Origin of the sequence: Gilvibacter sediminis (assembly GCF_028561565.1) — a bacterium.
GTDB lineage: Bacteria > Bacteroidota > Bacteroidia > Flavobacteriales > Flavobacteriaceae > Gilvibacter > Gilvibacter sediminis.
The window spans coordinates 356,953-369,245 of record NZ_JAQQTE010000022.1 but is presented as its reverse complement, the minus strand read 5'-3'; the positions used below and the strand labels follow the sequence as shown (position 1 = coordinate 369,245).

The following is a 12,293-nucleotide window of genomic DNA, read 5'->3' as shown; positions in this document are numbered from 1 at the left end:
TCGTTTTATAATATCATTCCAGCTGCAACGGTCTCATGAGTTGCATCGTCAATTAACACAAAACTTCCTGTGATGCGATTGTCTCGATACTCATCCAACATGATCGGTCGTGTTGTACGGATGGTAATACGGCCAATATCATTCATTTTGAGCTCTTTGTCCTCTTCCTCGCGATTGTAAGTATTGATATCGATCTTATACAATACGTTCTTGATCATCGCTTTAGGCTCGTTAGAGGTATGCATCAAGGTATATTTGGTGCGCGGTCTTGCCGGATTGTTGTGCAACCAACAGATCATCGCGTCAAATTCCTGCTTGGATTCTGGCTTGTTGTTAGTTTTTACGATCATGTCCCCACGACTCACGTCAATATCATCCTCCAAGGTCACGGTAACAGACATGGGCGCAAAGGCCTCATCCACCGCTCCGTTGAACGTATCTATAGATTTGATCTTAGAAGTAAAACCAGAAGGCATTACTGTTACTTCATCACCTGGTCTTAAAATACCGCTGGCAACACGTCCGGCGTATCCTCTGTAGTCGATAAACCCGTCACGCTGCGGACGGATTACGGTCTGTACAGGGAATCTCGCATCGATCTTATTGAGATCACTAGAAATATGCATGTTCTCCAATACGTGAAGCAAAGGTGCTCCCTTGTACCAATCCATATTCTCGCTGCGATTCACCACATTGTCACCATTCAAGGCACTGATTGGGATAAAACGAATATCCTTTACTAGTAATTTAGAGGAGAACTCCTCAAACTGACTGATGATTTTGGTAAAGGTCTCTTCTTTGTACTCCACAAGATCCATCTTATTCACACAAACGATCACGTGTGGAATTTGCAATAAAGAAGCGATAAAGGCGTGTCTTTTGGTTTGCTCTATAACTCCGTGGCGTGCATCGATCAAAATCAAGGCAGCATTGGCGGTAGAAGCTCCAGTCACCATGTTTCTGGTGTATTGAATGTGCCCTGGAGTATCTGCAATGATGAATTTACGCTTAGGTGTGGTAAAATAACGATAGGCCACGTCAATGGTGATCCCTTGTTCACGCTCATCGCGAAGACCGTCTGTGAATAAAGCCAAGTCTACACCTTCGTGTCCCTTGCGCTTACTGGTGTTGCTCACCGCTTCCAATTGGTCTTCAAAAATTGCCTTACTATCGTAGAGCAGACGTCCAATTAAGGTACTTTTACCATCGTCTACACTACCGGCTGTTGTAAATCTTAGCAGTTGATTGTTGCTGATTTCCATAAGTTCTTTCTGATTAAAAGTATCCTTGACGTTTACGATCTTCCATAGCCGTTTCGCTTCGTTTGTCGTCGGAGCGATTTCCGCGTTCTGTCTGTTTCATTGCAGAAACTTCCATTGCGATCTTTTCAACGGTGTCTGCGTCGGATTCAATACCACCAGTGATGGTAATATCTCCAAGCGTTCTGAATCGGATCTTTTTCTTTTCGATCTTTTCACCTTCCTCCAATTTCAAGAATTCAGAAACCGGAATCCATGAATTGCTTCTCCAAACAACTTCGCGTTCGTGTGCAAAGTACAAGGAAGGAATTTGAATATTTTCTCTTTGGATGTAATTCCAAACGTCCATTTCTGTCCAGTTACTGATCGGGAATGCTCTAAAGTGCTCCCCTTCAAAATGGCGGCCGTTTAAAATGTTCCACAACTCCGGGCGCTGGTTTTTAGGATCCCATTGACCAAAGTCATCACGGTGTGAGAAGAAACGCTCTTTTGCACGGGCTTTCTCTTCATCACGGCGACCTCCACCAATAGCACAATCCACTTTGTGTGTTTCAATAGCATCGAGCAAGGTAGTGATCTGCAAAGCGTTTCGCGTGGCGTTCTTTCCGCGCTCTTCCGCTACGCGCCCCTGATCAATTGATTCCTGAACAGAGCCAACCAAAAGTTGAGCTCCAAATTCTTTCACCAAAGAATCTCTAAAGGCAATGGTCTCCGGAAAGTTGTGTCCGGTATCTACGTGCATTAAAGGAAATGGGATCTTGGCAGGATGAAATGCTTTCTTTGCCAAATGGGTCACCACGATGGAATCTTTCCCTCCTGAGAATAGAATTACCGGATTTTGAAACTGCGCCCAAACTTCGCGCAGGATAAAAATCGCTTCTGATTCTAACTCGTCTAGATAGTTTAAATAATATTTGCTCATGCTAGTTGTTGAGTTCTAACTTCGACGCCACCGCTTGTAAAACAAGGGCAGCAGATTCATTAATATCGGTCTGCGTAGTATCGATACGCAAATCCGGATTTTCCGGAGCTTCATAAGGTGCATTTACACCTGTAAAATCTTTGATCAAACCTTGACGCGCTTTGGCGTATAAACCTTTGACATCTCGGCGTTCACACTCCTCAATAGAGGTGTCCACAAAAACTTCGACAAAGTTATAATCTTTAACCACACTTTTCACCATTTCTCGGTCCTTTTTGTAAGGCGAAACAAAGGCGGCCAGCACAACGGTTCCGGCATCGACAAACAAGTTGGCGATCTCTGCTATTCTGCGAATGTTTTCGGATCGATCCTCTGGAGCAAAAGTCAGATCGGAATTGATTCCTTTTCTGATATTATCCCCATCTAAGGTGTAGGTATGCACGCCTTGCTTGTGAAGCGCTTCCTCTACCGCATTAGCCACCGTAGATTTTCCAGAACCAGAAAGCCCCGTGAACCAGATCAAGAAACTTTTATGCCCATTGAGCGATTCGCGGTTTTCTCTGTTTACGCCGAATTGGTGTGGAATTACGTTTTCCTGCATGCCTATTTCTTTAAGTTTTTAAGGTAGTTCCGTACGCGTCCCAATGGCAGTTTTAACCACATGCGCTCGTGAAAATAGTACAAGATGAATTTTGTAAACAATTCCGTCAAAGCAATGTATAGTGCAATTTCATCAAACTCATTCAACACTGCACCGGCAATGATGAAGGTCGTTGTTGTGGCTACTAAACGCCAGGACAAGGTTTTAAATAAGGTCCGTTTTTTGGTAATGCGTTGACCAAAAAGGATCTTTTGCCAAATTCTTTCGTGTACGTAGTAGATCCCCAATTTCAAGAAGAACTCAATAAATCCGATCTTCAATCCATCCTCAAGGCTGCATTGATCTGCCAAACAGGTCACCAGCAAAACCACCAGGATAGTGTCTGTTGTAGCCACTATACGCCAAGTGATTCCTTTAATCAGGCTTCGGTAATGAGACTCTTGTTTAAAATTCGGCATGACTTAAATTTCCTTGGTTACCAAGAACCAAGGATTCAAAAGATCTTCTCGATTATAACGCATCGGACTGTTGGCAGGTAAGGCGACAACATGAACTCCAACGGCTTCACAGATCGCTTGTCCGGCAGCAGTGTCCCACTCCATTGTAGGGGCAAATCTCGGATAAACATCCGCTTTACCTTCCGCAACCAAACAAAACTTCAAGGAACTTCCTTTAGAGACAATTTCTTTCTCCTTTGCTGTTGTAAGACCGTCAATATAGGCCTTAGTATCATCGTTCAAATGGGATCGAGATCCGACAATGCGCATTTGCTTTTCATCAGGACTTGGATGGATGGGCTGGGCGGCTTCCATCAATGCTTCGGCCTGGTGTTGCTCATTTTCAGGAACCACTACCTTATAGGCCTTCTCTGCTTCAGTTTGAGCAAAATACAACTCTCTTGTATAGGGCGCATAGATCACGCCTAACTTGGGAACTCCCAAATGCGTCAAAGCAATATTAACGGTAAATTCTCCATTGCGCTTAATAAACTCCTTGGTCCCGTCTAAAGGATCAACGATCCAACACTGCTCCCAATGCTTACGCTCTGAATAATCCAATTGCTTGTTCTCTTCACTGATGATGGGAATGCCTGTTGGCTGCAGGTAGCTGTTGATGACATCGTTTGCCTTTTTGTCTGCAATGGTCAAAGGTGAATTATCATCTTTGATTTCGACATCAAAAGGAGCTTCATAAACCTCCATGATGACTCGTCCTGCATCTAAAGCTGCTTTTACAGCCGTTAACAAGTGCTTATTGTTTTCCATGATTAAGGGCTATTGAGTCTTTGGAGCAGTGATCAGCTCTTTGAGTTCAGGAATGAACTTTCGTGCCAATACTATAAAAGTACCTAGGATCAATCCGAAGAATACGTACAGAATAATGATCCCGATCTTACTGGGTCCTGCAGGCTCTAATGGAATAGAAACTGGTTTTAAAATGGTAAAGACCGGTGTATCTCTCTTAACCTGTAGTTTGGCAGATTCTAGCTGATTTGCCAGCTGAGAATAGACATTGAAGGCCAAGTCATTCTCGGTCTTGAGTTGTTCGTAACGGTTTTCACTGATTGAACTGATGTAGTTCTTGTTTCGGTCTCGGAACTGCCCTAAACGATTTCTTTTCTCCTCATAGATCTCACGGGCCTCTTCATGTCTTTCCATGAGATATTCCAATTCTTCTTGAGCCTTAGAGATATTGAACTCGATGATGTAGTCCTGCAATAAAATTTGCACGTGCTTGGTAAGCTGAGCTGAAACCGATGGGTCCGGAAGCGTGGCTGAGACCTCTACGAATCCTTCCAAATCGTTGAAGGCCACCTTAACGTGATTCTCCAAATACGCGATCTGCTCCTTTTCTGCTCTGGAAAGCACAACAATGGTGGTGTCTTGCAGCTGATACGATTTCTCCTCTCCGCTTCTAAAAAGTCCAATCACTTTTCCAGGTAAACCTACCGTATACTCTTTGACATAATCTGTGGGCTCCTTGAGATCAATCGAGTTTAAATACTCCGTCAGCGGGATCATTTCCCCTGTTTTCTCATCCTTGATGGGCGCACTCAGTATTTCTTTCTGAAAAGGAATACTCGTGGCGATGATTGGATAGAGTGTTGGAAAGATCTCATTCTTTCCGTTATCGTCTAAATTAAGCCCTACAAGCTTTGCAAATCCACCAAGCTTCTTCCCTAAACCTTGACTCCCGCTAATTTGAGGAAGAATGATGGTTTTGGATGAAAACTGCTTCGGAGAAAAAACGGCGATCAACGCCCCAAAGATCAAAAAGACAACCATGACCTTGATCACGAAGCGTCTTTTCTTCCAGATTAATCCTAAAAGTTCAAATAAATTGATGCTACTCATGATCGCTTATCTTAGAAGTCTATCAATTAAAAGCCCTACGGTTACCAATCCTGTGGTAATACCCACTCCTTCTTGTACCGTTAATGGACGTCTGTCTGGTTTAGCCGGCACCAAAATAATAGCCCCCGGTTTTAATTTCGGGAATGATCTAAAGAACAAAAATCGTTTGGTCGATGCAATATCACCGTTGGCGTAGACCACATAAACTTTACCCTGCTTGGCATTAGTAGAAAAACCACCCGAACGGTTGATATAATCTAAAAGTGTATAGTTCTCATCAAAACGAACCATGCTCGGAGAAAGTACTTCTCCTTCTACTTTGATGGTTTGTTTAGTGGATGGGATAAAAAGCTCATCTCCGTTTTCCAAAATGAGATCGTATTTAGAACCTCTTCCGTCTGCGCTCAATATTTTTTGAAGATCAATACCCACCTTGAATTCACTGCGATTGCGCAAATCTAGGTTAGTTGCTGTGCTGTCCTGTAGATCCACGCGCACTGCATTTTGAATCTCTTCATTGTAGTAAGGATTCTTTCTGATCAAATAAGCCCCTTCCACAAAGGCGTAGGGAGATACCCCACCAGAACGATCCACTAGATCTGAAATACGCTCGTCTTTCTGAGCTAAGCTGTAAGATCCAGGACGAATAATCTCTCCGCCAATTTGTACTGTTTTGTAATCTCCATACCCTTGCATATAACGGACCGCTACACGATCAAAAGGTTGTAAAACAAAACCACCTGTACTTTGACTAAGGGTTTCATCGGCACTTACAGAAAAGCTTTCGGTCAAGGTTTCAAAACTGTCGTCATTGATCCTGCGGTAAACGTCAATAACCATAGGATTAGCTCCTGCACGTAATCCACCGGCAATTAAAATAAGATCCTCTACCGTTAGATTCTCTATGAAAGGATAGCTGTCCGGATTATTCACCGCGCCATCAATCGTTAAGGTTGGTTGCTCCGTAAGACTGTATTTATTGTAAATGCGAACCTCATCATTGGGCTGTAAGCTAATATCGTTTTGTCCATTGATCACCTCCGCTACTGAAAATGATCGGGAAGTCTTTTGAACTCCATCAATGCTGCTGATCAAAATACCTCGTTGCATAAATGCGGTTTCATCCACACCGCTCGCCTTTTCAATTAATCCTTTTAAAGTAAGACCGTCTTGAAACTCATAAGTACCTGGTCGGTATACAGCTCCTTCAATGCTTACGGCATTCTCAAATTTATTGATGATTCCTTGAACACGAATGCGGTCTCCATCCTTAGGTTGGGCGCTTCGCATTTCAGAAAGTGGAATCTCCACTACTTTGCGGCGATCGTTCTCAATACGCTCTAAAACAACGAGTTCTTTATAGGCATTGCTCTTAAATCCGCTTGTATACACAAAAAGATCTGCAAACGTTTCATTTTCTTTCAACTCATAGATCCCAGGTCGCTTTACAGGGCCGCTCACAGTCACTCGCGTCTCATAAGGACCAACCAAAAGGACGTCTCCGTCACGTAAGGTCAAGTTTCCGTCTTGGGCACCGCGAACTAAGTATTGGTAAACGTCAAAAACAGCAACGTCTTCCCCGTTGCGAACCAACTTAATATTTCTAAAAGTACCTTCTCGTGTAGGTCCTCCACTCGCGTAAAGGGCATTGAGTACTGTAGAGAGCGCGCTCAAATTATAACTACCCGGAACTTTAACCTCTCCGATTATATTGACCTGAACGGTACGAACGTTGGAGATGGCAATATCTAGGTTTACTCGATAAGGACTGCTCGCTGGCGCAGAGAGTCCTGCATAAACGCGCTTTAATGCGCTTCTAATTTTTAGTTTGGCATCTTTAATTGCCATGCCGCTGACATAGATTGGGCCGATGTTCGGAATGCGCAAGGCACCTTCACGATCAACTTCAACCAGATAATTACTTTCTGCCGCTCCCCAGACACTGATCACCAATTCATCTCCAGGCCCCAAAACATAAGATTCTGGAGTAGCTAGGTTTTGGTTTGGCGCAAAAGAGATATTGTCATTGGCGAAGAAATCAAACCCGAAGAGGGAATCCTTAACCACTGCTCTTCCCCACGTACCGGCTGTAGTTGTAGTAGCAGGTGTGCTTAAAGTCAAGGGGTTCGCGGTAGTATCGTAAACATCAGAAGCCGTCTGACCATCGAGCAACATAAGTCGTTCTTCTAAGGCCGCGATTTGCTGTGGAGAGATTCCTCTAGCCCGAGCAACTGCTTTAACTTGATCAATGGTATAACCCTGAGCGTGGAGTTGCTCCCAGTATTCCAAAAGTTCGGAATCTGTCAGGTTGCTAAGATCGCCTCCAGACACTGTGCCCTGAGCTGTTGTTTGTTGAATCCCTAATGCAAACAAAAACATTGCGATTAGAGATATTTGCTTCACAAACTTAAATGTAATCATGTGGTCGATAAATTGATATTCTCAAGGACTCAAAAAAGCCGCCCTCAAAACTTGCGCAAATATATAAAATATAGCCAATAACACTAGTTTTTCCGCAAGTCTTTGGGAGAAATGAACACGGTGGGAATCTACCTATCAAGAGTACCAAAAAGCATACTTCTTCGTAACTTTACAGGGTGAGAAAATTCAAATTTACCTTTACCTTCGTTTTATTGATAATCCCGGCTTTAACGTTCGGGCAGCTAAAAGGACTGACTCAACTGTCTAATGAGGTTAGTGAATCTAGCGGCTTAGCCTTTGATGGAGCAGTTCTGTGGACGCATAACGACAGTGGCAATAGAGATGTTCTTTATGGCATTGACACTAATGACGGGACCATCACTAAAAAAGTCTTTCCTCCGGGGACCTATAATGAAGATTGGGAAGATCTGGCCATTGGCGATGACGGTATTGTCTACATCAGCGATACTGGAAACAATGATTTTTCCCGTAAAAGCGTGACTATTTATGGCGTGATTCCAGATCCCAATAGCCCAGAAAACGTATTGACCACTACCATTGAGTTTCCTGAGGATTATACCACTAAAAAGGGCAAGATCAAATATGATGTAGAGGCTTTAATCTACCGCAACGGGTCTTTTTATTTATTCACCAAGACCTTTCGCAATAAGTTCAAAGATCGAACGGCCGTGTTTGAAGTTGCTGCAAAAAACGGAACACAAACAGCTCGTTTCTGCGGATTCATTCCGTTGTGTGGCAAGGAAGACAATTGTAAGATCACCGGTGCTGCCTTTCACCAATCCAGCGGTCAATTGGCCTTACTCAGTCATAAGAACGTTTGGTTGATCCCAGATTTTGACCCGAATGCACTTGATTCTATTACGCTAAAACGTTACGAATTTGACGACGAGTCTCAAAAAGAGGGAATCTGCTTTATAAATGCTGATGAGTTGTTGATCAGCGAAGAACGCAACAAAGGCCGTCAATGGCTCTACTCCTTAAAACTAAGAGACTAGATCTTAGAGTGAAATTCCAAATCCGAAGGAGAATCGCAAGCCGTCATCACTGTTAAACAGGCCAAATTGACCGGAGATCGCATCTACCGCAGTCAGCAATAAACCTCCGCCGACACTGTCGTGCCAAGTGTTTGAGTCTTCTCCATCCACCCATACACGTCCCAAATCATATCCGCCAAAAACACCGAGTTTTAAAGGCAATAATCCTGTTTTAAATTTTGTGAGTTGCAGGCGTAAATCTGCAGACATTGCCAGAGCACTCTCGCCCGTGAATCGCTGCAAACGATAGCCTCTCAGTCCTGTATTGGCGCCTAAAACGGCTCCCTGATAAAACTCAAAATTATCTCCAATATTGAACTGTCCTTGAATCTGTGTGCGCAGAACGAGTTTACGAGTTCCGATCAAGGCGCTGTAAAATTCCAGAGAGGGTTTCACAAAGGCGAAGTTCCTATCACTTTCTTTTAGATTGGCTGTTGCTCCTGCAGAAAAATCAAAGAAAATTCCACGAGTGGGATAGGCTCTGTTATCCGCTCCTGTATAATTGTAATGAAACAAAACAGTTCCAAAAGTCTTGGAATCTGTAAGTATCGGATCATTCGGATCAAAAAACTGGGTGACGAATCGATCTGCTGTAGGATCCACTTCAATGCGCTCTGCCCGAAGCGAAACTGCAAAACTACTCCCCGCATCTCCTATCTTCTGAACGCCAATAGACCCTTGAAGGATTCCTGTTTTCACTCTATTGAAATCCAAGCCGAGGTCATCATCAAAATTTTCCGTATCGTTTCCGAATCCGAAGAAATTCAAAGCGAAATTCTCACTGGTGAATCGCGCTCCCGCAACCAGATCCCAATTGCCAAAGGTGTTGGCAAAATTTCCTTGATATTTCAAATCAAAGCCTTGGGTCGCAAAGAAATAACCTGCGCTAACCACGTGCTTTCTGTGATAGGGATCATTCTTAAAGCCTTTTACCGTATACGTATTGGTCGCACCAATCTTAATGCCATCATCGGGATTAAATCCGATGGTCGGCACGATCATATTGATACGGTTGATGTATTTATCGAAGTCGTAAACATTGTTGGAATAGATATCCTTTAAACGCAGTTCTGCGCCACCGGTATTTACCACGGTGTTCGGTTTAGAGGCATGATCATAAATCTTTATCTGCCTCCCGTCCTCCAGGTCATAGATGTCGTTGTTCTGTCCTCCAATAACACGGATGAACACGGGGTTTTTTCCGCCTCCACTAGCGGTAATTCTATCATCGTCATCTAAGGCATAGATCCAAACCTCTTTGGTTTCTGAGCTCTTTACCGTTCTTGTTTTAAAGGGTGCTTGCGCCACTCCGTCTTTGATACGACTCACAGTGATTCGCGTTTCTCCGCGGCCGCGTTCAATGTTGATCAAATCGTCCTTATCTGTGGCCGTGATGATCACTAACTTGCTCAAATAGGTATAATAGCGTTGCGCTAATTCATCCAGATCCAAAAGGCGAGCCTTGAGTTTGGCTTTGATCTCTTCTGCAGTTTCATCCTGAATTTCTGGAGGCAGTTTAGAAAAAGCATCATCAATGACCTCATCGGTGATCTGCTGACGGATATAGGCAGCCTGCTCCAACCAAACATTCAAGTTGCTGTCTTGGGTAAGGGCTCGATCTAATTTAATCCCTGCGGAGTTGATCCATTTGATGTCTTTTTGCTCGTAGTCAAATTCTTGGAATTGACGGGTCGAAGGTATGATCGCCTTTAAGAAATCTAAAAGTGCGCCGTCATAGTTGGAGTATACTTGATCTCGATCCCGCGGAATGGGTCGGTAGATCTTCTGGTCGTCAGAAATATCAAAACGAGACCAACGCCATTGATCCTGGTGGCGATCCCAATCTCCCACCAACATATCAAACAAGCGCGCCTTAATATAGCTGGCCTCATCAATTTGATATTTTTCATCGGCGCGCAAGTTGGCTAACATGTCTGAGGTGCTTTCAATATCATCCGGAGTTCCAAAGGAAACCACATCTAGAAAACCGTCATCTGGGCGCTCTTCAATGATGTAAAGCTCATCTCCAAACTCTTCATTATACTTGCCCAAATAAGGGTGTTTAGGCATATAAACCAATTGCGGATTGGTATGAAATAGTCCGATGGCATCAGAAAGCGGCCCTACCGTAAAGCTGGCAAAAGGATGGCTAGAAGTGTAGAAGTCAAGCAATACATCTTCTGTGAGGGTCTCCTTAAAGTCTTTTTCTACATAATTATCTTTAAACGCCACTGTTTGAAGGAATTGCACGGCACTCTTTTTCACAGCTCTAAGGGCAAAATTCCTTCCCTGACTGTCAATGAGACGCAAAGATCGGGTCTGGTGACCTCCCCCTTTTCGTTCAATGGTAAAGCCTCCCATGAACTCATCTAGAGTGACCACAGGCACCTTGATATCCGTCCCATAGATATAGCGGTAGTGATCTCCCCAAAACCAGCGATAGCCGTCAGTTCTATCAGTCCCTTCTGTATAGGCTTTCGCATTGGTAGTATCTTCAAAACTACTCGCTAGCCCAGAGGTATCGTAAGGTGCTTCTGCCGGATGGACATCCGCAGTGTGTACTAAGGTTGCTTCAGCTCCCTCCATAGTATAAAAACGCACCTTACTAGAACGATCATCATAGAGGTCCAATACTGCAAATCCTCTAGAGCTCGATACGAATTGTGCTCCCGGCCCCATCGCAACAGGACTCTTCTTAGACCCTGCTCCAGAGACGATCTGCTTGATATTATCTAAATCGATAAACTGTAAGGTATGCTCATGCCCAGAGACAATGATGGCGCGGTCTGAAGCGGTCACCATAGTAGTCAAGCGATCCATAAGCTCATCGTAGCGCATGTTGTAGCGGTCTTGATTGGTCACTCCACCTTGAGAGCGCGCTAAGGCTACAAAGGATCCTAAAATGGGCAGTGGAATCTTACTGCCTGATGGAAAAAGGTGTTGACGTGCTGAAAAATAACCACCGTGAGGACCATAGGTCATTGCGGGGTGATGCGTTGCGATGATGATGGTCTTTTCATTATTCTTTTTAAGCTCCCCTTCTAGTTCCAAGAAAAAATCGTTTCTCGACTTGATGTCACAATCGTCATTCATGGTTGGATGTTTGTCCCAATCCACTAAAAACCATTGGGTGTCAATAAAAATGATCTCCAAATCATCATTGATAGACTTGGTTCTAATAGGACAGCCTTTCTCTGGCTGGAAAATCTCATTGTTATCGGTGACCTTCTCCAGATAATCTTCTTGCCTTTTTAGGCCCGGTAGTCCGCGGCTGTACCAATCGTGATTCCCAGGAATGAAATAGGACTTTCCTTTAAAGTTGGCAATAGCAGCAACTTGGGCATCTAAATACCCCTTAGCCGCCTCGTACCCCTTATTGGACTTTGGCGGCAAGCCTTTGGGGTAGATATTATCGCCCAAGAAAATGGCAATATCATCCTCTTGGCCTTCGGCTTCTAAAATATCCTTAAAGCCTGCAATAGAGTACTTGTCTGGATCTTGGCTGGCAAATCCAGCATCGCCTAAAAGAAAAATAGAATGTGTCTTTTTTGCTGTCGACGGGGGTTGGGTGTAGGTCGAGTCTTCAGCGATCTTGGTTGAGTAGGTAGCACAACTCAGAACAATAAAAGCGAGCGCCAAAGAAAGGACGAGTTTAAATTTCGACATAAGAAGTAATGATAA

Annotated in this window: 9 protein-coding genes; 1 reads left to right on the top strand and 8 read right to left on the bottom strand. The window is 43.8% G+C overall.

Translation table 11 applies throughout. From position 1 onward, the window contains the following. Positions 1-5: 5 nt before the first annotated feature. The 7 genes from cysN to POW22_RS13885 are packed head-to-tail and all read right to left on the bottom strand — an operon-like array spanning position 6 to position 7,515. Complete coding sequence (cysN, locus tag POW22_RS13915) at positions 6-1,262, bottom strand: sulfate adenylyltransferase subunit CysN (RefSeq protein ID WP_272833367.1); 1,257 nt, start codon at positions 1,260-1,262, stop codon at positions 6-8. A gap of 13 nt (positions 1,263-1,275) precedes the next feature. Then, positions 1,276-2,181: a sulfate adenylyltransferase subunit CysD gene (gene cysD / locus POW22_RS13910; protein WP_272833366.1), complete on the bottom strand. Its 906-nt coding sequence runs from the start codon at positions 2,179-2,181 to the stop codon at positions 1,276-1,278. Between the two features lies 1 nt (position 2,182). Beyond that, positions 2,183-2,782 (bottom strand): adenylyl-sulfate kinase, encoded by a 600-nt coding sequence (gene cysC, locus POW22_RS13905; RefSeq protein ID WP_272833365.1) that lies wholly within the window; start codon positions 2,780-2,782, stop codon positions 2,183-2,185. Between the two features lie 2 nt (positions 2,783-2,784). After that, entirely contained in the window at positions 2,785-3,240 is a 456-nt protein-coding gene (locus POW22_RS13900) for a DUF2061 domain-containing protein (RefSeq protein ID WP_272833364.1), read from the bottom strand. A 3-nt stretch (positions 3,241-3,243) separates the two neighbouring features. Further along, positions 3,244-4,047: a 3'(2'),5'-bisphosphate nucleotidase CysQ gene (cysQ, locus tag POW22_RS13895; RefSeq protein ID WP_272833363.1), complete on the bottom strand. Its 804-nt coding sequence runs from the start codon at positions 4,045-4,047 to the stop codon at positions 3,244-3,246. 9 nt (positions 4,048-4,056) lie between these two features. Further along, positions 4,057-5,136, bottom strand: coding sequence for a Wzz/FepE/Etk N-terminal domain-containing protein (locus POW22_RS13890; RefSeq protein ID WP_272833362.1), 1,080 nt, complete (start codon positions 5,134-5,136; stop codon positions 4,057-4,059). A gap of 6 nt (positions 5,137-5,142) precedes the next feature. Further along, positions 5,143-7,515: an SLBB domain-containing protein gene (locus POW22_RS13885; protein WP_272833361.1), complete on the bottom strand. Its 2,373-nt coding sequence runs from the start codon at positions 7,513-7,515 to the stop codon at positions 5,143-5,145. A 218-nt stretch (positions 7,516-7,733) separates the two neighbouring features. On the opposite strand from POW22_RS13885, the gene POW22_RS13880 reads away from it, so the two are divergent. After that, positions 7,734-8,573, top strand: a complete 840-nt coding sequence (locus POW22_RS13880) for a hypothetical protein (RefSeq protein WP_272833360.1) — start codon at positions 7,734-7,736, stop codon at positions 8,571-8,573. Between the two features lie 3 nt (positions 8,574-8,576). On the opposite strand, the gene POW22_RS13875 is transcribed toward POW22_RS13880, so the two are convergent. After that, positions 8,577-12,278 carry a metallophosphoesterase gene (locus POW22_RS13875; protein WP_272833359.1) on the bottom strand — a complete coding sequence of 1,234 codons (3,702 nt, stop codon included), beginning with the start codon at positions 12,276-12,278 and terminating at the stop codon, positions 8,577-8,579. Positions 12,279-12,293 lie beyond the last annotated feature (15 nt).

What these genes read in the sequence shown, in the direction of transcription:
- POW22_RS13875 (WP_272833359.1), bottom strand. Translation starts at nt 12,278, where the DNA reads ATGTCGAAATTTAAACTCGTCCTTTCTTTGGCGCTCGCTTTTATTGTT.
- POW22_RS13885 (WP_272833361.1), bottom strand. Translation starts at nt 7,515, where the DNA reads ATGTTTTTGTTTGCATTAGGGATTCAACAAACAACAGCTCAGGGCACA.
- cysQ (WP_272833363.1), bottom strand. Translation starts at nt 4,047, where the DNA reads ATGGAAAACAATAAGCACTTGTTAACGGCTGTAAAAGCAGCTTTAGAT.
- POW22_RS13890 (WP_272833362.1), bottom strand. Translation starts at nt 5,136, where the DNA reads ATGAGTAGCATCAATTTATTTGAACTTTTAGGATTAATCTGGAAGAAA.
- POW22_RS13900 (WP_272833364.1), bottom strand. Translation starts at nt 3,240, where the DNA reads ATGCCGAATTTTAAACAAGAGTCTCATTACCGAAGCCTGATTAAAGGA.
- cysC (WP_272833365.1), bottom strand. Translation starts at nt 2,782, where the DNA reads ATGCAGGAAAACGTAATTCCACACCAATTCGGCGTAAACAGAGAAAAC.
- cysD (WP_272833366.1), bottom strand. Translation starts at nt 2,181, where the DNA reads ATGAGCAAATATTATTTAAACTATCTAGACGAGTTAGAATCAGAAGCG.
- cysN (WP_272833367.1), bottom strand. Translation starts at nt 1,262, where the DNA reads ATGGAAATCAGCAACAATCAACTGCTAAGATTTACAACAGCCGGTAGT.